The 23638-nt window shown below is 62.1% G+C and carries 19 protein-coding genes; 7 read left to right on the top strand and 12 right to left on the bottom strand.

What is annotated here, in order from left to right; translation table 11 throughout:
* Positions 1–50 precede the first annotated feature (50 nt).
* The 5 genes from CFI11_RS14355 to CFI11_RS14375 form a co-directional block, all read right to left on the bottom strand.
* Positions 51–968 carry an ABC transporter permease gene (locus CFI11_RS14355; RefSeq protein WP_130407097.1) on the bottom strand — a complete coding sequence of 306 codons (918 nt, stop codon included), beginning with the start codon at positions 966–968 and terminating at the stop codon, positions 51–53.
* Positions 969–1031: 63 nt separating this feature from the next.
* On the bottom strand, positions 1032–1850 hold the full coding sequence (locus CFI11_RS14360; protein WP_130407099.1) for an ABC transporter ATP-binding protein: 819 nt from the start codon (positions 1848–1850) through the stop codon (positions 1032–1034).
* Positions 1850–3304, bottom strand: a complete 1455-nt coding sequence (gene hydA / locus CFI11_RS14365) for a dihydropyrimidinase (protein ID WP_130407101.1) — start codon at positions 3302–3304, stop codon at positions 1850–1852. Before hydA ends, CFI11_RS14360 begins: the two co-directional genes overlap by 1 nt.
* A 114-nt stretch (positions 3305–3418) precedes the next feature.
* Positions 3419–3739 (bottom strand): hypothetical protein, encoded by a 321-nt coding sequence (locus CFI11_RS14370; protein WP_130407103.1) that lies wholly within the window; start codon positions 3737–3739, stop codon positions 3419–3421.
* Positions 3736–4986: a Zn-dependent hydrolase gene (locus CFI11_RS14375; protein WP_130410025.1), complete on the bottom strand. Its 1251-nt coding sequence runs from the start codon at positions 4984–4986 to the stop codon at positions 3736–3738. The genes CFI11_RS14370 and CFI11_RS14375 overlap by 4 nt, the downstream gene beginning before the upstream one ends.
* 182 nt (positions 4987–5168) lie before the next feature.
* Here CFI11_RS14375 and CFI11_RS14380 point away from each other — a divergent pair, with 182 nt between their 5' ends.
* Both CFI11_RS14380 and CFI11_RS14385 read left to right on the top strand, forming a co-directional pair.
* Positions 5169–5807: a TetR family transcriptional regulator C-terminal domain-containing protein gene (locus CFI11_RS14380; protein WP_130407105.1), complete on the top strand. Its 639-nt coding sequence runs from the start codon at positions 5169–5171 to the stop codon at positions 5805–5807.
* A 67-nt stretch (positions 5808–5874) separates the two neighbouring features.
* The gene (locus CFI11_RS14385; RefSeq protein WP_130407107.1) at positions 5875–6384 is read left to right on the top strand and encodes a hypothetical protein; all 510 of its coding nucleotides are present in this window, start codon (positions 5875–5877) and stop codon (positions 6382–6384) included.
* Positions 6385–6390: 6 nt separating this feature from the next.
* Here CFI11_RS14385 and preA read toward each other — a convergent pair whose 3' ends face one another.
* Together preA and CFI11_RS14395 are read right to left on the bottom strand one after the other, a co-directional pair.
* Positions 6391–7698 (bottom strand): NAD-dependent dihydropyrimidine dehydrogenase subunit PreA, encoded by a 1308-nt coding sequence (gene preA, locus CFI11_RS14390; RefSeq protein WP_130407109.1) that lies wholly within the window; start codon positions 7696–7698, stop codon positions 6391–6393.
* A 72-nt stretch (positions 7699–7770) separates the two neighbouring features.
* On the bottom strand, positions 7771–9105 hold the full coding sequence (locus CFI11_RS14395; protein ID WP_130407111.1) for an NAD(P)-dependent oxidoreductase: 1335 nt from the start codon (positions 9103–9105) through the stop codon (positions 7771–7773).
* 338 nt (positions 9106–9443) lie between these two features.
* Here CFI11_RS14395 and CFI11_RS14400 point away from each other — a divergent pair, with 338 nt between their 5' ends.
* Entirely contained in the window at positions 9444–10307 is an 864-nt protein-coding gene (locus CFI11_RS14400; RefSeq protein WP_130407113.1) for a helix-turn-helix transcriptional regulator, read from the top strand.
* On the opposite strand, the gene CFI11_RS14405 is transcribed toward CFI11_RS14400, so the two are convergent.
* From CFI11_RS14405 to CFI11_RS14420, 4 genes are all read right to left on the bottom strand, one after another.
* On the bottom strand, positions 10308–11126 hold the full coding sequence (locus tag CFI11_RS14405; RefSeq protein WP_130407115.1) for a substrate-binding domain-containing protein: 819 nt from the start codon (positions 11124–11126) through the stop codon (positions 10308–10310).
* A gap of 12 nt (positions 11127–11138) precedes the next feature.
* On the bottom strand, positions 11139–11939 hold the full coding sequence (locus tag CFI11_RS14410; protein WP_254448923.1) for an energy-coupling factor ABC transporter ATP-binding protein: 801 nt from the start codon (positions 11937–11939) through the stop codon (positions 11139–11141).
* Complete coding sequence (locus CFI11_RS14415) at positions 11932–12639, bottom strand: ABC transporter permease (protein ID WP_130407117.1); 708 nt, start codon at positions 12637–12639, stop codon at positions 11932–11934. Before CFI11_RS14415 ends, CFI11_RS14410 begins: the two co-directional genes overlap by 8 nt.
* A 125-nt stretch (positions 12640–12764) precedes the next feature.
* Positions 12765–13307 carry a hypothetical protein gene (locus tag CFI11_RS14420; RefSeq protein WP_165390269.1) on the bottom strand — a complete coding sequence of 181 codons (543 nt, stop codon included), beginning with the start codon at positions 13305–13307 and terminating at the stop codon, positions 12765–12767.
* Positions 13308–13413: 106 nt separating this feature from the next.
* Between CFI11_RS14420 and CFI11_RS14425 the strand changes: the two genes are divergently transcribed.
* From CFI11_RS14425 to CFI11_RS14435, 3 genes are all read left to right on the top strand, one after another.
* Positions 13414–14418: a hypothetical protein gene (locus CFI11_RS14425; RefSeq protein ID WP_130407119.1), complete on the top strand. Its 1005-nt coding sequence runs from the start codon at positions 13414–13416 to the stop codon at positions 14416–14418.
* A 269-nt stretch (positions 14419–14687) separates the two neighbouring features.
* A complete protein-coding gene (locus CFI11_RS14430; protein ID WP_217358699.1) occupies positions 14688–18734 on the top strand; it encodes an ExeM/NucH family extracellular endonuclease in 4047 nt (1348 codons plus the stop codon).
* 141 nt (positions 18735–18875) lie between these two features.
* A complete protein-coding gene (locus CFI11_RS14435) occupies positions 18876–20168 on the top strand; it encodes an O-acetylhomoserine aminocarboxypropyltransferase/cysteine synthase family protein (protein ID WP_130407123.1) in 1293 nt (430 codons plus the stop codon).
* 20 nt (positions 20169–20188) lie between these two features.
* Here CFI11_RS14435 and CFI11_RS14440 read toward each other — a convergent pair whose 3' ends face one another.
* The gene (locus CFI11_RS14440) at positions 20189–20890 is read right to left on the bottom strand and encodes an SIMPL domain-containing protein (protein ID WP_130407125.1); all 702 of its coding nucleotides are present in this window, start codon (positions 20888–20890) and stop codon (positions 20189–20191) included.
* A 160-nt stretch (positions 20891–21050) separates the two neighbouring features.
* Here CFI11_RS14440 and CFI11_RS14445 point away from each other — a divergent pair, with 160 nt between their 5' ends.
* Positions 21051–23543: a hypothetical protein gene (locus tag CFI11_RS14445; RefSeq protein WP_130407127.1), complete on the top strand. Its 2493-nt coding sequence runs from the start codon at positions 21051–21053 to the stop codon at positions 23541–23543.
* Positions 23544–23638 lie beyond the last annotated feature (95 nt).

Consider the following 23638-nt stretch of genomic DNA (forward strand, 5'->3'; position numbering starts at 1 on the left):
GACGCGCCTTGCGCGGCGGGGGGCTGACCCCCCTCCCGAGGTGCCAACACTCATGCCGTCATCCCCATGCGTGCCAGCGTCATTCTCTGGATCAGTCCGACCAGCGCCACCAGCGCAGCCGCCAAAAGCGCCGCTGCGAAAAGCGCCGACCAGATCTGCACCGTCTGCCCGTAATAACTTCCCGCCAACAGCCGGGCGCCCAACCCGCTGACAGCCCCTGTCGGCAATTCACCGACGATGGCGCCTACCAAAGATGCCGCGATTCCGATCTTCAGCGACGCGAAGAGATACGGCATCGACGCCGGTAGCCTGAGCTTCCAGAATGTCTGTGCCCGGCTCGCGTTGTAGGTCCTGAGCAGGTCAAGCTGCATCGCATCGGGGCTCCGCAGCCCCTTCACCATGCCCACTACAACCGGAAAGAAACTCAGATAGGCGCTGATCACCGCCTTGGGCAGGATGCCCTGCACCCCGATGGAGTAAAGCACGACGATGATCATCGGCGCCAGCGCGATGATCGGGATCGTCTGGCTTACGATGGCCCAGGGCATCACGCTCATATCCATGACCCGTGAATGCACGATGCCCACCGCCAGCAGGATGCCCAGGCCCGTCCCGATGGCAAAGCCCAGAAGCGTGGCGCTCAGCGTCACCCAGCCGTGAAAGACCAGGCTCCGTTTGGAGGTGATCTTCTTTTCCACCGTCGTCTCCCAGAGCTCCACCGCCACCTGATGCGGGGCGGGCAGACGGGGCCTGTCCTGTGCCCAGGTGGCCGGGATCGCAAAGCTGTTCGGCAAGATCAGCGCCCAGGGCGACATGGCCCGCCGCTCGGCACCATTGTCTGGTGTCACCACTGCACCTGCCCGCTCCGCCTCGACCAGGACACCCTTGATGTTCATGGGCACGGCGGCGGCGTACCAAAAGCCGATCAGCACCGCGACCACGGTCAGAACCGCCAGTATCGCCCTCATAAGACGCACCACCCGTTGCAGGCCCGGCGCACAGATCGTGCGCGCCTTTCAATTCGCCGGCCCTCAGCTCTCCACATGGCCCGCCCTCAACCCGTCGCGCACCCTGTGGGCGATCTCGATGAATTCCGGCGTGTCGCGAATGTCCAAAGGCCGCTCCTTCGGCAGCGGGCTTTGGATCACATCCGTGATCCGTCCGGGTCGGGGGCTCATCACAACGATCTTGGTACTCAGATAGACCGCCTCGGGGATGGAGTGCGTGACGAACCCTATTGTCTTTTCGGTCCGCGCCCAAAGCGCCAGAAGCTGCTCGTTGAGATGGTCCCTGACGATCTCATCAAGCGCGCCGAACGGTTCGTCCATCAACAGGATATCCGCATCGAAGGACAGTGCCCGCGCAATGCTGGCCCGCTGCTGCATACCGCCGGAGAGCTGCCAGGGATATTTTCTCCCAAACCCTTCCAGATCAACGAGTTCGAGGACCTTCTTCACCCTCTCATCCTGCTCGGCGCGGGAGTACCCCATGATTTCCAGCGGCAGCTTGATGTTGCCGGCAATCGTCCGCCACGGATAAAGCCCGGCCGCTTGAAAGACATAGCCATAAGCCCTTGATTTACGAGCCTCTTCTGGACTGACACCATTGACCGTAATGCTTCCGCCCGTGGGCTGTTCGAGGGCTGCCATCACCCGCAGGAATGTCGTCTTCCCACAGCCCGACGGACCGATAAAGCTGACGAAATCGCCCTTTTCAATCGACAGGTTCACATCCTTGAGGGCCTGAACCGGACCGTCATTGGTCTCAAACGTGAGGTGGAGGCCTTTTGCCTCGACCACGATGGGTGTCTGCTGCAATTCGGTTGCCTCTGCCTGCCTCTGCGCGCCCATCAGACCCCAGTCGCCGGAATGCCCGTCCGCTCCACCGGCCGTGGAGAGGTCAGTTCTTTCCAGGTCGACAGCGCCTTGTTCGTCGCCGTGTTCGGCTCGCGTTTGACGAACTTGCCGTGGCCCTCCTGGGTACGGATCTCTCCGTCATGCACCGCCACCTGGCCGCGTGTCAGGGTAAAGCGTGGCAGACCTTTCACAACTTTGCCTTCGAAGACATTGTAATCAATAGCAGATTGCTGTGCGCCCGCAGTGATCGTCTTTTCCTTTTCCGGATCCCAGACCACCAGATCGGCATCCGCACCCACCAGAACCGCGCCCTTTTTCGGATAACAATTCAGGATCTTCGCGATATTCGTCGAGGTCACCGCAACGAATTCGTTCATCGTCAGACGCCCCGTATTCACCCCATGGGTCCAGAGCATCGGCATCCGGTCCTCCAGCCCTCCGGTCCCGTTGGGGATCTTGGTGAAATCGCCCACGCCATAGCGTTTCTGCTCGGTCGTGAACGCGCAATGGTCCGTCGCCACCACCGACAGCGAGCCCGAGGCAAGCCCGTTCCACAGGCTGTCCTGATGCTGCTTGTTGCGGAAGGGCGGCGACATCACGCGGCGGGCGGCGTGGTCCCAATCCTTATTGAAATACTCGCTCTCATCCAGCGTCAGATGCTGGATCAACGGCTCGCCCCAGACGCGCTTGCCCAGCATCCGCGCGCGCCGGATCGCCTCATGCGCATCCTCGCAAGAGGTATGCACCACATAGAGCGGCACGCCTGCCATATCGGCGATCATAATGGCGCGATTGGTGGCCTCGCCCTCGACCTGCGGGGGCCGCGAATAAGCGTGCGCCTCGGGTCCCGTATTACCCTCGGCCAATAACTTCGCGCTGAGTTCGGCCACCACATCGCCGTTCTCCGCATGCACCATCGCGATGCCGCCCAGCTCTGCAAGCCGTTGAAATGACGCGTAAAGTTCGTCGTCATTGACCATCAACGCGCCCTTATAGGCCATGAAATGCTTGAAGGTGTTGATGCCTCGGTCCCGCACCACCCCCTCCATCTCGTTAAAGACCTGCTCGCCCCACCAGGTCACCGCCATGTGGAAGGAATAGTCGCAGTTCGCGCGCGTCGATTTGTTGTCCCACATCTGCAGCGCGTCAAAGAGGCCCTGACCGGGGCTCGGCAGCGCAAAATCTACCACCATCGTGGTCCCGCCACTCAAGGCCGCGCGCGTGCCGCTTTCGAAATCGTCTGACGAATAGGTGCCCATGAATGGCATTTCCAGATGCGTATGCGGGTCGATCCCGCCCGGCATCACGTAGCAACCGGTCGCGTCCAGCACCTCATCGCCTTTGAGGTCCTTGCCGATCTCGGTGATCACGCCGTTCTCGATCAGAACATCCGCTTCATAGGTCAGATCCGCGGTGACGACGGTACCGTTCTTAATGATCGTAGACATGGCGGTCTCCCTGTTGGTCTGGCGTTATGGGCTGGATCAAGGGCCGGGCAGATCCGGCCTGTCATTTCATTTGAGCATACGGCGCCGCTGCGGTCCAACCAATTGCTTGCGCCTTCACACCGACGCAAAGCAACCGATCGCCTCGCCGTGCACCCCGATATCGAGCGGTCCGAAATCACTCTCGACGCAGAGCGAGAAGTATCCCGCGATCGGAAGGTAGACGACCCGGTAATCTCCGTTCGACCGGGTGACCGACCAGCATTTCTGCGTCACGCCGCCCGAGAAGTTCACCGTGACGAGACGCGGCTCGACCAGGGCGGCGCGGAAGGCATCTAGCGTGGCCAGCTGCACGTCGGTCTGCACCCGATACTCCGAGATCTCCTGCTGGATCATCTCCTTGATGCGTTCGGGGATGGAAAGATCGGGCCGGATCATGACACGATCTCCGCCGTTTCCACCACCGCATGGAATAGTACGTTGGCCCCTGCCGTGGCCCATTCCGGGCTGATCTCCTCGGCCTCGTTATGGGACAGGCCATCCACGCAAGGGCACATGACCATCGCCGTGGGCGCCACGCGGTTGATCCAGCAGGCATCGTGCCCCGCGCCGGAAATCAGGTTCTGATGCGAATAGCCCAACCGCTCCGCCGCATTGCGGATCGCGCCGACGCATCCCTCGTCAAAGGCGACCGGGTCAAAGCCGCCCACCTTCTCAAAGGCGATCTCCAGCCCCATCTCCTCCGCGATTTTCCGGGCCTCGGCTTTCAGGCGTGCCTCCATATCCTCAATCACGCTCAGATCGGGCGAGCGGAAATCAACCGTGAAGACAACTTTACCCGGTATCACATTGCGGGAATTGGGAAAAACGTCGATATGCCCGGCCGCTCCGACGGCATGAGGTGCATGGGACAAGGCGATCTCATCCACCTTCTCCAGCACGCGCGCCATGCCCAGCCCCGCATTGCGGCGCATCGGCATCGGGGTCGATCCGGTATGACTGTCCTTGCCGGTGATCGTAACTTGGGTCCAGCTCAGCCCCTGGCCATGGGTGACCACGCCAATATCCTTGTCCTCGGCTTCCAGGATCGGCCCTTGCTCGATATGCAGCTCAAAGAAAGCATGCATTTTGCGCGCGCCGACCTCTTCATCGCCTTTCCAGCCGATCCGGTTCAGCTCATCCCCGAACCGCTTGCCCTCGGCATCCTCGCGCCCATAGGCCCAGTCCTGGGTGTGAATGCCAGCGAAAACGCCCGAGGACAGCATCGCTGGCGCGAACCGCGTCCCTTCTTCGTTGGTGAAATTCGTCACGACAATCGGGTGCTTGGTCTCGATCCCCAGATCGTTGAGCGACCGGATGATCTCCAGCCCGCCCAGAACCCCAAGCACACCATCGTATTTCCCCCCCGTTGGCTGCGTGTCGAGGTGCGAGCCGACATAGACCGGTAGTGCATCGGGATCCGTGCCCTCGCGCCGGGCAAACATATTGCCCATCTGATCCAGACCCATCGTGCAGCCTGCCGCCTCACACCAGCTTTGAAACAGCGCGCGGCCTTTGGCATCTTCATCAGTGAGCGTCTGACGGTTGTTGCCACCGGCCACACCCGGACCGATCTTGGCCATCTCCATCAAACTGTCCCAGAGACGCTCCCCGTTGATCTTCAGGTTTTCACCCGGAGCCCCCATCGTCGTTCCCCCATGCAGCGCGGGCGTGCCCCGCGTCTCGGCTTGATTTGACCAAAAGGTCAAAGACAGGCTATCACTGCCCCATTGCCAGTCAAGAAATAGCATCGTCTTGCCATCACTTATCTTGCATGCCTAAAAGGCATCTGACGAAAATTTAGGCGAAACAGGGTGTTGCCCGCTTTATGACCGAGAACCGTGCGCCGACGCGCATTCAGCAGAAGAACCGCGCCGCTATCCTGGATGCCGCTCTGGACATATTTTCGGCGCAAGGTTTCCGGGGCGCCACGGTGGATGAAATTGCAGGCGCGGCGGGCCTGTCGAAACCCAACCTGCTTTATTACTTCCCCTCGAAAGAGGCGATCCATAACGCCCTGCTGGAGCGGCTGCTGGATACCTGGCTCGACCCGCTGCGCGACATGGATGCAAGCGGCGATCCGCTCGAAGAATTGCTGGCCTATGTGCGACGCAAGCTGCAGATGAGCCGTGATTATCCGCGCGAGAGCCGGCTTTTTGCCAACGAAATCCTGCAAGGCGCGCCGCGTATTCATGACGTCCTTTCGGTCGAACTGAAGGCGCTGGTCGATGACAAGGTGCACTTGATCGAAACCTGGATTTCCCAAGGTCGGATCGCGGCGGTACATCCCTATCACCTTCTCTTTTCGATCTGGTCGCTGACCCAGCATTATGCCGATTTCGACGTTCAGGTGCGGGCGGTTTTGCCGGAAAGACAGGCGATGGATCCCTTCCCCGAGGCCGAGGATTTCCTTGTCAAACTCTTTACCAAAACCTTAACCAAGCCATCCGAAAGCGCCGTGCGTTAAGGCCTGATTAACTTCTGACAGGTAGCGATCAGGTCGGGTGTGGGCGATTTGGTGAGTGGGGACATGTATGTCATTTCCTATCTTAATTGGCCTGCCCGGGTCTCAGCCGTCGGGGAACGGCCAACAACAGGGCAATTCGAATCCGCCAGCCTCGGACGGGCCGGACCAGGCGCAATCGGGCGGCAATAGCACGCCGCCACCGGCGAAGGGCAATCAGGGCCAGAGCACCGGCAGCGGCACCAATCCCAATGCGGGCAATGGTCAGCCGCAAAGTGGCGGCACGCCATTCGAAACCGCGAAGGCAACAAAAACAACGGCATCCAGCAGTCAGGCGCTTGTGCCCATTGCATCGAAAGATGATGTGGCCGGTGCGCGCGCCGCAGCGCTCGCCGCACAAGAGGCGCAAGCCATCGAAGCGATCGTCACGCGCCTGTCGGAGGCGCCCGAGGCCCCAGCTCTGCTCTCGCCCACCGACGTTCTGGAACCGGGCGAGCCTGCAAACCAGCCCGACGCACCGACCCGTGTCAGCGCTTTGGAGGCGGATCGCAGCGGCGAAAAGGTCGACCGGCGGGTCTGACCAACCCTATTCGGCGGCTTTTACGGCGCCGGGATTGTTGGGATGGGTGGTCCAGTTCGCATAATGCGGCTCGACCACCTTACCCGTACGTGGATCGACCTCGCCCGCTGGCATCTCCTCCATCGTGATGCAGTTCTCAACCGGGCAGACATCGACGCACAGGTTGCAGGCCACGCATTCGGCGTCGATCACCTCGAAGACCCGTCCGGGTTTCATCGCAATCGCCTGATGCGAGGTATCCTCGCACGCCGCATAGCAGCGGCCGCATTTGATGCAGGCATCCTGGTCGATCTTGGCCTTGGCCACATAATTGAGGTTCAGATACTGCCAGTCGGTCACGTTGGGCACGGCCTGCCCCACGAAATCCGCTGTATTCGTGTATCCTTTTTCATCCATCCAGCGCGAGAGGCCGGCGGTCATCTCTTCCACAATCTTGAACCCATAGGTCATAGCCGCCGTGCAGACCTGCACGTTACCCGCGCCCAGCACCATGAATTCCGCCGCATCACGCCATGTGGTCACACCGCCAATGCCGCTGATCGGCAGGCCGTGGGTTTCGGGATTACGGGCAATCTCCGACACCATGCTCAACGCGATGGGCTTGACCGCTGGCCCGCAATAGCCGCCATGACTGCCCTTGCCGTCGATGGACGGTTCCGGCGACATCGAATCGAGGTTGACGGAGGTGATCGAATTGATGGTGTTGATCAGGCTCACCGCATCCGCACCCCCCGCCTTGGCCGCGGCGGCCGGTTTACGGACGTCAGTAATGTTCGGCGTCAGCTTGACGATGACCGGCTTGTCGTAGTGCTGCTTGCACCAGCGTGTCACCATCTCGATATATTCGGGCACCTGCCCCACCGCCGATCCCATGCCGCGCTCACTCATCCCGTGCGGACAGCCGAAATTCAGCTCGATCCCGTCTGCCCCTGTCTCGGCGACGCGCGGCAGGATCGCTTTCCATTCTTCCTCTTCGCACGGCACCATCAGCGAGACGATCATCGCGCGATCGGGGTAATCGGCCTTGACGCGGGTGATCTCCTCCAGGTTGATCTCCAGCGGGCGGTCGGTGATCAGCTCGATATTGTTCAGCCCCAACAGCCTGCGATCCGCGCCATAGATCGCGCCGTAGCGGGGCCCGTTCACATTCACCACCGGCGGGCCTTCCGCCCCCAGCGTTTTCCAAACGACACCACCCCAGCCGGCCTCAAAGGCGCGGCGGACATTGTATTCCTTATCCGTCGGCGGCGCGGAGGCCAGCCAGAACGGGTTGGGGCTTTTGATCCCCAGAAAATCTGTCGTCAAATCAGCCATCTCTGTGGCCTCCCTGTTGCGCGTCCATGGGTCTTCTTCTCGATAAAAATACGGACAATCCCGCCGCCGGCCTCACGCGCCAAGGCTGGCGTGGATGTCCTCCGCCGCATCCCGGCCTTCGGCCACGGCCGTCACGGTCAAGTCGTCGCCGCCTGCCGCGCAATCGCCGCCCGCCCAGACACCGGAAAGGGAGGTGCGCCCCGCGCCGGTCACCGCGATCTTGCCGTTCTCCAGCGCAAGCCCGTCCGGCACGCTGTCCAGTGTCTGGCCAATCGCCTTAAACACCTGGTCGGCCTTAAGCCGCACGGTCTCTCCGGTTGGTTGCAACCCGCCATTTTCGCTGATCGTATAGGCAAGCTCGATCTCCACCGCCGCGCCGTTGCCATGAATGGCCACCGGCTGAAGGTTGAACATCAGCTTCACGCCCTTTGATGCGGCAAGATCCTGTTCATAGCGGCTTGCACTCATCTCCGCGCGGGAGCGGCGATAGGCGATGGTGACGTTTTCGGCGCCCAAGAGCTTGGACTGCACCGCCGCATCGACCGCCGTCATCCCGCCGCCGATCACCACAACGTCGCGACCGACCGGCAGGGTTTCCAAATCGCTCGCCTGCCGCAGTTCGGCGATGAAGTCGACCGCGTCGCGCACACCGCTCTTGTCCTCACCTTCGGCCCGCAGCGCATTCACGCCGCCCAAACCTATGGAGAGAAATACCGAGTCAAAGCGCTCTGTCAGACCGTCGAGGGTAAGATCGCGTCCAAGGGCCTGGCCGGTCTCCATCCGGATGCCGCCGATCCCCATCAGCCAGTCGACTTCCGCCGCCGCAAAGCCGTTCGGTGTCTTGTATGCCGCGATGCCGAATTCATTAAGCCCACCCGGCTTCTCACCCGCCTCAAAGATGACGACATCGTGGCCCTTCATCGCCAGCCGGTGCGCGCAAGCCAGGCCCGCCGGGCCCGCCCCCACGACGGCAATGGTTTTGCCGGTCTGGGGCGCACGACGGTAGGGATGCGCCTTTTCGGCCATCAGCGTGTCGGTGGCGTAACGCTGCAATCTTCCGATCTCGACCGGTTTGCCTTCTGCCGCCTCTCTCACACAGGCCTCTTCGCAAAGCGTCTCTGTCGGGCAGACGCGTGCGCACATTCCGCCAAGGATATTCTGGTCAAAGATCGTCTTGGCCGCATTCTCGGGCTGACCCGCCTGGATCTGGCGGATGAACATCGGGATGTCGATGGCCGTCGGGCAGGCCGTGATACACGGCGCGTCATAGCAGAAATAGCAGCGATCCGCGGCAACAGCCGCTTCATGCGGTTCGAATGCAGGGTGCAGGTCAGAGAAATTGGTCGCAAGTTCCTCGGCTGCGAGCCGTCCTGACACAATACCGGATGCCGTCTGGCCTTTGGCCATGAGGTGTCTCCCTGTGTTATGTTTTATCCCACAGTGTCAGGTTTCAAAATTTTATCAATTGGTAAATTTTGGACTGCGCGCAAAATTGCGGCGCTTGTCGAGAGTTGCCCGCGTTTTAGGCACGGCATGCGATGACCAACACCGATAAGCGCGCCAGAAACGAGACCAAGGGCCGTGTCAGGCAGAGGATGGAGCATGTCAGCATCGCACAACCTGCAATGAGAGAACGAAGGCTGGCTGGAAGGCCACGACCTGACCGACCGACCCGCCGCCGGAGCCGCTTGAAAATCCAGGCGTCATCGGGCAGCGTTCGCCCGGCTTACGAAGGGACAGAAGACATGGCCGCCACACCGTCCGACACGGCATTTCTGACCACGAAAGAGGTGGCGACCCTGCTGCGTGTTCGTGAGCGCAAGGTTTACGACATGGCCGCTGCCGGCGAGATCCCGCATCGCCGGATCACGGGCAAGCTTCTATTCCCGAAATCCGACATCGACCTGTGGCTTGACGGCGGACAGATCGCCGCGGAGCGGCCCGCCATCCTGGCCGGATCGCATGACCCCCTGCTGGATTGGGCCGTGCGGGAAGCGGGGACAGGACTTGCCACGCTGTTTGACGGCAGCGGCAGCGGTCTTGACTGTTTCACACGCGGCGAAGCGGCGCTTTGCGGTCTGCATATCCCTGATGAGGACGGCTGGAACGTGGCCACCCTGGCCAAAGGCAGTCTGAAAGACGCCGTATTGATCGGCTGGGCAACACGGCGGCAAGGACTGATCGTGGCGCCGGAGAACGAAAAAACATTCCGGAGGATCGAGGATCTTTCCGGCGCCCGCTTTGCCCTGCGTCAGCCCGGTGCCGGGGCACGAGCGCTTTTCGACCGGCTGGCAGAGGCGGCAGGACTGACCGATGCCGTCTTTTCGGACCCACCGGCCCGCACTGAAACAGATGCCGCGATGATGGTTGCAAACGGCGAGGCGGATGCCGCCCTTGGCCTGCAGGCGGCGGCCCGTCAGTACCGCCTGAGTTTCGTGCCGTTGATAGAGGAGCGTTTCGATCTTCTGATCGACCGGAGATCCTACTTCCTGCCTCCGGTCCAAGCCCTGTTGCGATTTGCCGCGACGGATATCTTTACAGCCAAGGCCAAGGCGCTCGGCGGGTATGATATCGCCGGGCTTGGCGAGGTGCGCTGGGTCTCGGCCTGATCACCGCGCCGCGTTGGGAAAGAAGAGCTGCTGCCCCTCGACCTTGTAGGCCGCGATCGCGCCCTGCCCGGCCTCTGACAGGATCCAGTCCACGAAGTCCTGACCCATATCCGCTTTGACATGCGGGTGCCGCTCGGGATTGACGAGAATGATGCCATATTGATTGAAGAGCCGAGGGTCACCTTCGACCATGATGCCATGCGCGCCCTTGTTTCCAAACGCGATCCATGTGGCGCGGTCGGTCATCGTGTAGGCCCCCATCCCGATCGCGGTGTTGAGCGTTGCGCCCATCCCCAACCCCGTCTCGCGGTACCATTGGCCCGAGGCCGCCGTGACATCGGCGTCCGTTTCAGCCCAAAGGGCAAGTTCGGCCTTGTGTGTTCCGGAATCGTCACCGCGCGAGGCAAAGGGCGCCTCCGCAGCCGCGATGGCGCCCAGCGCATCGACCACATCGCGCGCGCCGGCAATGCCGGCGGGATCGGCGGGCGGGCCAACGATCACAAAGTCATTATACATGACATCTGCACGCGATACGCCGTGCCCCTCCTCGACAAAACGCTCCTCGGCCGCGCGGGCATGGACGAACAGAACGTCCCCATCCCCGTTTTCGGCATTGCGCAAGGCTTGGCCGGTGCCCACGGCCACCACACGCACCTCGATCCCTGTCTCTTCGAAGAATTGGGGCAGGATCGCGTCGAAGAGACCGGAATTCTGAGTTGATGTGGTCGATTGAACCACGATGAAACTTTCATCGGCCTGAACGGAAAATCCACCCAGCAAAAGTGCGGTACAGGCGGCGATAAAGTGGCGTTTCAACATCGTCGGTTCCTTTCATCGTGGCCCGGGCGGCAGATCGGCGAGGTAAAGCTCCCCTTTCAGCCACGCCCGGGTGGCGGGCGCATTCGGAGCGTTCAGCACCTGCGTTGCGGGGCCCGTCTCCGCAACGTGACCGCCCTGAACGAAAATCACATCATCGGCCAACCGCCGGGCCTGGCCCTGATCGTGGGTGACCATAACCACGGTGACGCCACTTTCATGCGCGCGATTGATCAGCGTCTCGATGTGCGCCGTCGATGCGGGGTCAAGGCTGGATGTCGGCTCGTCCAAAAGCAGCAAGCGGGGTTTGCAGACCAACGCGCGGGCAACGGCGAGACGCTGCTGCTCCCCGCCTGAAAGAACCCTGGCCGGGCGATGGGCCAGTGTTTCAAGCTGCGCCAGTGCCAGCGCCTCAAGGGACAGGCGGGTGCGCTCGCGACCGCCCACACCCCGCGCGGCAAGGGCAAATCGCAGATTGGCCAGAACAGACCGCCGCAACATAACCGGGCGCTGGAACACCAGGGCCTGTGCCGTGCGGGCGGATGCGCTCATCAGTGCCCCATCCCACAGGATCTGTCCCGCACTTGGCGGCAAGAGACCGTGCATCAGGCGCACAAGCAGGCTCTTTCCCGCGCCGTTGGGGCCAAGGATCACGGTGCGCCGCCCCGGTCGGATCCGCACCGACACGCCTTGCAGCAAGCTCACCCCGCGATGCAGGTAGCAAAGCCCGCGCGTTTCAAGAAGCGGTCGGGCAAAACCGGCCTCGATCACGTTGTCCGCGTCGGGCACGGTGCGCATGGGCGTCATGTCATGCATAGGCTGTCCTTTCCGCCGTGCTGCGGGCCGCCATGACAGCCGCGTTGACCACAAGCGCAATCGCCAGCAGCACAAGGCCCAGGGCAAGGGCCAGTTCCAGATCGCCCTTGGAGGTTTCAAGCGCGATGGTCGTCGTCATGACGCGCGTGACGTGGTTGATGTTGCCCCCGACGATCATCACCGCACCGACCTCTGCCACCGCCCGGCCAAAACCGGCAAGGATTACGGTGAGAAGACTAAAGCGTGCATCCCACAAAAGCGCGCCCACCCGGCGCACCCGTCCTACTCCGAGAGAGGCGAAATGCTCGGCATATTCCGCAAAAAGATCCGCGACGACCTGGCGCGTGAGCGCGGCAACAATCGGCGTGACCAGGATCACCTGCGCGATGATCATCGCCGTCGGCGTGTAAAGCAGTTGCAGAACACCAAAGGGGCCGGACGCGGACAACATCAGATAGACGATCAGCCCCACCACCACCGGGGGCAGACCCATAAGAGCGTTGACGCAGACACTCAACAGACCACACCCCGGAAACCGAAAGGCCCCCAGCACCGCGCCCAGCGGAAGGCCGATCACGCAGGCAATCAGGACGGCGGTCAGGGTGACCTGAAGGGAAAGTGAAACGATATCAAAGAGGTAAGCATCGCCCGAGGCAATCAGGGCAAAGGCCTGCCCGAAGACCGCCGTGATGCTTTCCATGCGCTACCTCCCGATTTCGGGAGAAAATGACAACAAATGACACAGAAAGGCAAGAAAAAGCACAGAACGCATCTCTCCGACCAAAGTCGGAGAGATCAGCATAGATGGTAAAGACGGCGACTGGCTTAGGGGCGCATCACCCCGTTGCCATCATAAGAGGCTGTGTCCGTGCTCAGATCATCAAAGACCAGCATGACATCGACCGATTGCACCGACCCCAGAGGGAAGGCCGCGTAAGGAAGCCCGTCGCTCTCCAGTATGGCGTTGGGGGCCTGCTGATCGATATGGCACGGCGGCATTGGCCAGATCTGCATAGGGCCGCCATTCACGCTGACCTGCATTTGCAGCAGACCACAGCGCCAGGACCAAAGCTGCGTGACATAGATCAGATCCTGCCCCTCCCATTCGCGCGTGGAAATCCAGCTTGCTTTCGTGGCTGACAGGATCGGCTTGACCTCGGTGGCGGTGGTGAACCGGCCCGTCGGCTCCTGCGGCTCGGCGACCAGGCCATTTGTCGGCGGGGGCGCTGCGGCCGGAGTGGCGGGTTCGGGCGCAGCGACCACCGCGGGCGCGCTGTCCTCGGGGGCCGGGGCCGCCGCCGTTTGCGGTGCATCGGCACCGCCCGATCGGACGCCGATGGCGAGAACGAATAAAAGAAATTGCAACATTTTGGAACTCCAAGACAAATGCCGGGAAATACAGGCTTTGCCCGGTTCCGGTGATCCGTATAGTGATCCGGCGGGCAATGCCGTGCTTTTGCGGCTGAGGAGCGTTATGGCAAAAAAACCGGCAAGACGCCAAGCGTTCAACATCATGATCGTCGGCCAGACCGGACGTCTTATGTTCGAGGCAATCCTGTTCGCCGCCTCGCTCAGACACAGCACACCCGATTTCGCGGGTCGGCTTTTCGTCGCGGTGCCGCAGCCAGGACCCCGATGGCAAAACGATCCGTCCATTCGAAACGGCCAAGTGCTTGAGCTGCTCAATCGTCTGGACGCGACAGTCTTGCCCTTTGAAAACAAGGTTTTCGGGCAAAGCTACCCGCATGGCAACAAGATCGAAGCACTTTCAGCCCTGCCCGCGAATGAACCCTTCGTCTTTTTCGACACCGATACGCTCGTCACAGGCGACCTGATGTCGGTGCCGTTCGATTTCGAACGCCCGACCGCCTCCATGAAGCGTGAGAATACATGGCCGCAAAAGGAACTCTACGGCCCCGGCTTTACGGATGTGTGGAAGTCGCTCTATGACAAATTCGGGCTGGATTTTGAAAGCAGCCTCGATCTTTCGTTTCCGGATGAGTATTGGAAGCGATATCTCTATTTCAATGCCGGCTTCTTCTTTTACCGCTGCCCGCATGTGTTCGGGTCGCTCTTTCTGGACTATGCGCGCGCGATCCGGGACGATCCTCCTGACGCCTTGATCTGCCAACCGATGGAACCGTGGCTGGATCAGATCGCACTGCCGCTTGTGATCCACAAACTGGGCGGCGGGCGGGATACGATCCCCGATGGGCTTCTGGACGGATCCGTGACCTGTCACTATCGCCTCTTGCCCCTGCTTTACGCGCGCGAAAACGATGATGTCGTGGCCCTGTTGGAACAGATCACCGCACCCAACTGGATCAAGAAGGTGCTGAAGTCGAACGAGGTCATCAAGCGGATGATCTATCACAAGCGCGGGCACAAGGTCCGCAATCTCTTCGACCGGAATGACCTGCCCCGAAAGGAACGCGCGATCCGAAACCGGATCAAATCGCACGGCTACTGGATGCGCTAAGGCACGTTCAAGGAAGAACCGGCGATCTTTTGCCGAGCGTGACACCGCATTATCGCGTGTGCCACGCCCCGAAAAAACATCGTTTTCCCGAGAGAATTGGGCCCAGCCGTGCATTTGGCTCCACCTCCCTGTCTGAGGGGATCGGCGGAACTTTTCCAGCCCCAGGGACGCACGGGCATGTCCGCATGACAAGCGTCCCATTCCAAACAATTCTGACACACAGCGATGCGATAGCGGCGCCCATCGCCTGACAATTCTGGGGAATCACTGTGAGCTATTTTTGGAACACGTACATTTTTGGCAGCTTTTCATCCGATCTGCTGGAAGGAAATGACAAACGCAATCTCATCCTTGGCTTTGGCGGGGACGACACAATCGAAGCAGGCGGGGGTCGGGACACGGTCTTTGGCGGTTTCGGCGACGACCTGATCGATGGCGGTCGGGGCAACGACAAGCTCTATGGCGGCCTGGGAGACGATACGATCGTCGGGGGCGCCGGCAATGACAAGATCTACGGCGGCTTCGGGTTTGATGTCGCGGTCTACGATGGCGGGGTGAGCGACTACAAAATCACCATCGACGGGTTCGGCGTCCGAAGCGGTACGGTGGTGAAATCCGTCAATCCGGATGTCGGCGATCCGGGCCGTGACAAGCTTTGGGATGTCGAAGCGCTGTACTTTGCGGGCGACGACTACACCCTCTTTCTGGACGGGCGAAACAACGCGGTCCTGGCAGGCGACGATACGGTCGTCGTGGGCGAAAGCGGGCCGCAGATGATCGACGCAGACGCCCTTCTGGCCAATGACAGGGAGTTTGACGGCGACACGATCCAGATCATCTCTGTCACGGCGCAAAGTGCCGAAGGCGCGACTGTCACATTGGTCAACGGTCAGCTGGTTTATGACGCGGGCACCCTCTTCGAGGCGCTTGGCGCGGGTGAGACCGCCACCGATCGCTTTAGCTATACCGTCGATGACGGGCGTGGCGGGACCGATACCGCCACGGTGACCGTCACGATCGAAGGCGAGAACGACGCCCCCGTTATCCTTGCCGCGGATACCGTTTCGGTTGTCGAAGGAAACACCGACACCAAGCCGATCCTCTCTGCCTCGGACGCAGAGGGGGACACGCTCAACTACACGATCTCAGGCGGGGCCGATGCCGCCCTGTTCGAGATCGACGCAGAGACGGGCACGTTGTCGTTCCTCGACCCGCCCGCCTTCGACACGCCGCTCGATGCGGATGGCGACAACGGCTACGAGGTTGAGATCACGGTGGGCGACGGCAACGGCGGGACCGCGACCAAGATGGTCGAGATCGAGGTGACCGAGCCTGCTGGCGCACCCCGTCAAACGGTTGCGTTCGACATGGTGGGATCCTCCAGCGAGAACCTGACCAGCTTCACCAACACTGCCCCCGCCTTTTCCAGCCTGGGTGACGGCTTTGGCAAGTATCAGGTGGGCGTCAGCGGTTCGATCCCGTTTGCCATCGTGGATGACAGCAACGCCGATTTCGCAGGCGATCAGTTGGGCATCATCGATGCTTCATCCAACACCGACGAATTCTTTGGTGTGGTCGATACCGAAAACGGCGACAATTCCGGACCAGTCTCGGCCACGTGGAGCTTTGATATCGCCGGTTTCGAAGACCTCTCCCTCTCCGTCGACGTGGGCGCGATGGGGGATTTCGAGGCCGATGACAGCTTTACGCTGAGCTATAACATCGACGGAGGCGCCGAAGTCACGCTGTTCGAATTCCGCGCCGACGAGGATGCCAGCCAAACCTACACGCTTGCGGACGGCGACGACTTCACGCTGAGCGACCCGCTCACCGTGGCGGGCAGCGGGGAGGTTCTGACCAACATCCTGCAAACCCTCTCTGCCGATCTGGACGGCACAGGTGCCGAGCTGAACGTGACACTCACCGCGACTGCCGATGGCGGGTCGGAAGCCTTTGCGATGCAAAACCTCATCATCGAAGCGTCCGACGACGTCACCGGCACGTCCAGCTACGATGTGGTCTCTGTCAGCGGCGATGACTTCGAGGGGGATACCGGCACCACGGCCTACACCTTCGAGGTCACGCGTGAGGGCGATCTGAGCAGCGCTGGCAGCGTCGACTTTGCCGTCGCGGGTGACGTGGACGCCGAGGATTTCGGCGGCACACCCCCGTCGGGCACCGTGCATTTCGCCCCGGGTCAATCGTCGGTCACCTTCACCGTCGAGATTGCGGGCGACACCACGAACGAGAGCGACGAGGTCCTTGAAGTGGTCCTGTCCAACCCGGTTGCAGGCACCATCGACACCGGTTCGGCCACGGCGACGGTTCTCAACGACGACGACATCACGCTGATCTCAGAGGTTCAGGGCGACGGCGCCTCCAGCGATCTGGTGGGCGCAGAGGTCACGGTGGAGGCCATCGTCACCTACGTCACAGAAGGCGGCTATTACATCCAGGAAGAGGACAGCGACGCCGACGGCAACGCGAACACCTCCGAAGGCATCTTTGTGAAGGCACCGGCAAGCGAGACACCGCAGGTCGGCGACAAGGTGACACTCCGTGGCACCGTCGGCGAAGACTTCGGCGAGACCGCGATTGAGCAGCAGAACGTGCGTGTCCTGTCGTCGGGCAACGTCCTGCCCAGCGCGGCTCTGGTGCTGCTCGGCCCGGATGCGCAGGATTTCGAGGCCATCGAAGGCATGCGCTTTACGCTGGAAAGCGGCGTCGAAGGCGAAGAGATCACGATCATCGAGAACTTCAACTTCGACCGGTTCGGAGAGATCTCTGTCTCTGCGGGCATCCAGACCCAGCCCACCCAGCTTTTCGATGCGCAGGACGAGGCGGATGAGGTCGCGGCACTGGCCGAGGCCAATGCCAACAACCGCCTGATCATCGACGATGGCCGCAGCGAGGAGAACCCGGACGAATTTGCCTATATCGCCAACACGACCGAGGGCGACAACGGCAACGGCATCCTCGACAAGGACGACACCTTCACCGCCGAAGGCCCCACCCTGCGGCTGGGGGCCGAGATCGACGGGCCGACCACCGGCGTGATGACCTTCGGTTTCGGCGAATACCGGATGCTCGTCGAAGGCACGCTCGACATCGACGAAAGCACCAATTCCGAAGCGCGCCCCGACACGCCGGATCCGGTGGGTGGCGACATCCAGATCGCGTCGATCAACGTGCTGAACTACTTCACCACCCTGCGCGGCGATCCGGACGGGTCCGGGCCCAACGGCCTCGACCCGCGCGGGGCGGGCACGCAGGCCGACCTGGACCGGCAGACCGACAAGCTGGTCGACGCGATCCTGGGCACCGAGGCTGAAGTCTTCGCCCTGCAGGAGATCGAGAATGGCGGTTTCGCCGATGGCGCGGCCATCGACGCGCTGGTGGATGCCCTGAATGCCGAAGCACAGGCGCGCGGCGACAGCGCCGTCTACGCCTTTGTCGATCCGACGAACGGCGATCCGGACGGCTTTATCGGGACCGACGCGATTACCACCGGCATCATCTACGACACCACGCAGGTGAACCTCGTCACCTCCGACTATCTCGTGTTCGACGAGCCGTCTGCCGAGACGACGTTCCAGCTTGCCGATGTCATGAACCCGTTCGTGGACAGCGATTTCCAGGTCGGTGATTTCCAGCGCAACCGCCCGGCCGTCGCGGCCACCTTCGAGGACGCACAAACCGGGGAGACATTTACCGTCGTCTCCAACCACTTCAAATCGAAAGGTGACAGTGATCTGGAGGATCTGGTCGAAGCCGCCCAAGATTACCTTGATGAAGGCGGCACCGGCTTTACCCAGGCCGATATCGACGCGCTGATCGCCGATCCGAACTATGATCAGGGCGACGGCCAGGCCTTCTGGAACCAGGTACGCATGGACGCGTCAGAAGAACTCAAAGCGTGGCTCGAGACCGGCTATGCCGGGACCGGGGCGGACGACTACCTGATCCTTGGCGATCTGAATGCCTATGCCAAGGAAGATCCGGTTCAGACGCTCGCCGACGATCCCGGTCTCGTCGATCTCATCGACAGCTTCGTCGGACAGGACAACGCCTATAGCTTCGTCTTCGACGGGCAGCGCGGCGCGTTGGACCATGCCCTGGCCTCGGACGATCTGGCGGGCCGGGTGACCGGTCTGACCGAATGGCACATCAACGCCGATGAACCGGATCTGCTGGGCTATAACAGCCGCTTCACCGATGCCGGTTTCTACGAGCCCAGCCGCTTTGCCTCCTCGGACCACGACCCGCTGATCCTGGGCCTCGACACAGGGCGCGCGGACGACTTGATCGTGGTCTGATCCCGCTTCGACAGGATCGCCCCGGGTGCCTTGCAGCGCCCGGGGCTTTCTTTTGGCGCCGTAGGGCCGCGCGCGCCCGGTTGTAGAGCCGCCGCCGATCCCCTAACGATAGCGTCAACTCAGATGCAGGGAGATTTCATCATGAGCGACGGCCCCACCTATGGCTTCGACACGCTTCAGATCCATGCCGGCGCCCGGCCCGACCCCGCGACCGGCGCGCGGCAGACGCCGATCTACCAGACCACGGCTTATGTCTTTCGGGATGCCGATCACGCCGCGGCCCTCTTCAACCTGCAGGAGGTGGGATATATCTATTCCCGCCTCACCAACCCCACCGTTGCCGTGCTTCAGGAGCGTGTCGCGACGCTGGAGGGCGGCGTGGGCGCCGTCTGCTGCTCCTCGGGTCATGCCGCGCAGATCATGGCGCTGTTCCCGCTGATGGGACCGGGCATGAACGTGGTCGCCTCCACCCGCCTTTACGGCGGCACGGTGACCCAGTTCAGCCAGACGATCAAACGCTTCGGCTGGGAAGCCAAGTTTGTCGATTTCGACGATCTGGACGCCGTCAAGGCGGCTATCGACGACAACACCCGCGCCGTCTTTTGCGAGGCCATCGCCAATCCCGGCGGCTATATCACGGACCTCGACGAGATTTCGAAACTCTCCGATGCCGCTGGCGTCCCGCTGATCGTCGACAACACCTCCGCCACCCCCTATCTCTGCCGTCCCATCGAACACGGCGCGACGCTGGTGGTGCATTCGACCACCAAATACCTGACCGGCAACGGCACCGTGACGGGGGGCTGCGTGGTGGATTCCGGCAAATTCGACTGGTCCGCCTCTGACAAGTTCCCGTCGCTCAGCGCGCCAGAGCCTGCCTATCACGGGCTGAAATTCCACGAAACCTTCGGCCCTCTCGCCTTCACGTTCCATGGCATTGCCGTCGGCCTGCGCGATCTGGGCATGACGATGAACCCGCAGGCCGCGCATTACACGCTGATGGGCATCGAAACGCTCAGCCTGCGGATGGAGCGGCATGTGGAGAATGCCCGCAAGGTCGCCACCTGGCTCGAAGCGGATGACCGGATCGAATACGTCACCTATGCCGGGCTCGAAAGCTCCCCCTACTTCGACCGGGTCGACCGGATCTGTCCGCGGGGTGCGGGCGGGCTTTTCACCTTCGCGGTCAAGGGTGGCTATGACGCTTGCATCAAGCTGGTGAACGCGCTGGAGATCTTCAGCCATGTTGCCAACCTGGGCGATGCGCGGTCGCTGATCATCCATTCGGCCTCCACCACGCACCGCCAGCTGACGCCGGAACAGCAGGACGCGGCAGGGGCCGGTCAGAACGTGGTGCGCGTCTCCATCGGGATCGAGGATGCCGATGACCTGATCGCCGATCTCGACCAGGCGCTGAGCAAGGCCGCGCATTAGCGGCCCTGCCCTTTGCGGGCCTAGTCGGCGATAGAAAACACCATGTTTACGCTGGCCCGCATGCCCACTTCACCCGCGGCGATGGGAACCGATTGATCCCGCGCCGCGGCCATCTCCATCATCATGGAGGGCTGCACCTGCCCCGTGCTTTCAGACATCGACTGCACTGGCCCCAGCGTGATGCCCGCCGCTTCGGCCAGCAACTCCGCCTTGCGGATCGCATCGCCAACAGCCAGACGCCGCGCTTGGTCCCGCAAGGGCTCTGGTTCCTGCATGCCGAATTGCAAACCGCTCAGATCGTTGGCGCCGTCCGAAATCACCGCATCCAGCACACCGCCCAACGTATCAAGCGCACGCACACGCACCGTCACCGCATTGCGCGCGACAAAGCCGGTGATGCGCGCGGGCTGGTCCGGGCTGGAATTATAGCGATTGCTCCAGACCGGGTTCAGCGACAGGCCTGTCGTCTGCATATCCGTGGCGACCACGCCTTGCGCTTCGAGCTGCGCGATCACCTGGCTTACCCCGTCGGACACGGCCGCCATCGCAGCACTTGCCTCCTCGGCTTCATGGGTGACGCCGACAGTGAGCGTGGCCATGTCGGGTGCCACGTCGACCTGCCCTTCGCCAACCACTGATATGATCCGATCCGCCGGTTCCGCCGCTGCGACAGAGGCCGCCGCGAGCATGGCCGCCCCCAGCACGAATTTTAGGAATGTCATAGGTTTCATCTCCTTCCGCTTTCGCCAGTTCTGCGGGTTTTGTGCGTGTGAGCAAGGTCAGGAATTCCCGTCGCTCTTTCCCTCGGCAAAGACCTGCTCTAAACTCCTTGTAATGCGGGGGGAGGTCCCGTGTAAGCGGTTGGGATGGTAAGCCGAAAATATGAAACCGGGTTTCGCGCTCTCATTGTCGTTCGAGGGCATCACATTGATGCAGCGCGCCGCAGGCGGATGGCGCCGCGTCGGGGATGTCGCGCTGAACAGTCAGGATCTCGCGGGTGAGTTGGCCGCCTTGCGTCGCATGGCCGAAACGCTCAAGCCATCCGGCTTTTTCAGCAAGATCATCATTCCGAACGACCAGATCAAATACCTCACCCTGGCCACCGGATCCGTCGATGAGGAAAGCCGGCATGCCCGCGCCCGCACAGCCCTGGAAGAGGCGACGCCCTACAGCATTGATGAGCTGGCCTACGACATTTCAATCGATGGCCCGGTCACCCATGTCGCCGCCGTCGCACGCGACACGCTGGCCGAGGCCGAGGCCTTCGCAGTCGAGCATCAATTCAACCCGCTGAGCTTTGCGGCGATCCCTGGCGATCAAAATTATCTGGGAGAACCGTTTTTCGGGCCGTCCTCCGTCGCGGGGGACTTGCTGCCCGATGGCGACAGCGTAGAGGCCGACGGTGTCGCGGTGGTGGTGATCGGAGATCTTGAAACCCACGAGCCCGCTGTCGTCGAAATCGCGGAAGATGACCCTGATCCTGACGAAACCATCTCTGCCGAGCATGAAGCAGAGCTGCCTTCCTCAGACGACGAGAGTGAGCCGGAAGACGGTGAACCGTCACGGGCCGAAACCGGCGAAACAGAGGATCCGCAGGTTGCTGCGGAGCCTCTGGAAGACGAGGCCGCATCAGAGCCTGAGAAACCGGAGCAGAAGGCCGACAGCGCCGAAGACGATGCCGATCCGGAGGAGGCCGAGGCCCCGCCAGAGCCGGTAGAGCAGCCGCCGGTTATTGGATTTTCCAGCCGTCGTGGATCAAACGGCGCCGGTAAGGCACCGCCTCTGGACGGTGTGCGACGGGATGTCCCGCCGACCAAGGCGCCGAAGGTTCCCGGCCCCGAGACCAAGCCCCAGGCAGCGAAATCCAATGATCCTCCGCCCCTCAAACCGGCGCCGACCGCCCCCCCTCCGGAGGAATTGGCCGGTTCGCTGGAAGAGAGCAAGATCGCCAAGGCGGCCAAAGCGCGTCTGGGCGGGTTTCTCAGCCGGCGCAAACCGCGCAAGGACCCGCCACCGATTGCAAAAGAACCGGAGCGTGCGCCCAAGGCCACACCCGAGCTGTCGCCCGCACGGGCCGCTGGCAAGAAGGCAATCGCCGCTGCGGTTGCCGTGGCGGCACCGCCGCCTCCGGACGAAACGGCGCGGATGACCGTCTTCGGGGCGCGCCAGGAGGTTCAGGTTGGCGGCAAACCCCGGTTCCTGGGTTTGATCCTAACGGCGATCCTCCTGCTCTTTCTGATCGGCGTGGCCGCCTGGGCCTCCGTCTTCATGGATGAGGGGCTGTCGCGCCTTTTCGACAAATCCGACCCCGTCGTGGTCGAAGCCCCCGAACCCGAAGAAGAGCCTGTGCCGGTCAGGCTGCCCGAGCCCGCCGAAGATGCGTTGAGCAGCGAGGATGCCGCTGTTCTGGACGCTTTGCGCGAACCCCAATTGCCGGCCCCCCTGGATGCGGCCCAGGCGGAGGCGCGTTATGCCGTAACCGGCATATGGCAGCGCGCGCCCGAGGCGCCGAACCCACCCGACCTGATAGATGTCGAAGATGTCTATCTGACGTCGATCGACGTACAAATTCAGACCAGCGACGCCATCGCGCTGCCAAGCGTTGAAAGCCTTCAGACGGATTTCGCATATGGCGCGGTGGTCTCTCCGGCCGCTGCGGGAACCCGTTTCGCACTCGACGGCCGTGGCCTTGTGATCCCAACACCGGAAGGTGCGACCTCTCCGGATGGTATCGTTGTCTATCTGGGGCGCCCGGTCCGCGTGCCGCCCCCCACCCCGACGCGGTTTGAGACAAATCCCGAAACGGAAACCGCGACTGCGGACCTGCCGGAATTGCGGCCCCGGCTGCGCCCGCAAAACCTGACCGAGGAAGCAGAGCGGACCGCATTGGGCGGGCTGACACGGGATGAGCTGGCTGGCCTGCGCCCAAGGCTGCGCCCCGCGGTCGAGAAAGAAGAGGCGGAGGAAAACGAAACGCCGACCGAACAGGCCGTTCTGGCCTCTCTGTCCCCGAACCCGCGGCCCGAAAACTTCGCCCGTGTCGTTTCGCGAGCAGCACCGGCCCCACCGCCCGAAACGCAGGAGGTGGTGGCCGCCGTTGCCCCCCGGACGGTCACGCCCCGCATCCCGTCATCCGCCTCTGTCGCGCGTCAGGCCACCGTGAACAACGCGATCAACCTGCGCCGGGTTAATCTGATCGGCGTCTACGGGACACCGTCCAACCGGCGGGCGTTGGTTCGCCTTCCCAGCGGGCGCTATAAGAAGGTCAAGGTGGGCGACAGCATTGACGGTGGACGCATCTCGGCCATCGGCGACAGTGAGTTGCGCTATCAAAAAGGTGGTCGCAATCTGGTCCTGAAAATCCCAAGCAGTTAAACCGGGATGCAAGCGATTTGTCCCGCTTTCAGGCTTTGTTGATCGGTCGATCTGCGTGGCGAGACCGGCAAGTCGCTGTGCCAGAGCGGCGAACC

The organism is Thalassococcus sp. S3 (assembly GCF_004216475.1).
Lineage (GTDB): Bacteria > Pseudomonadota > Alphaproteobacteria > Rhodobacterales > Rhodobacteraceae.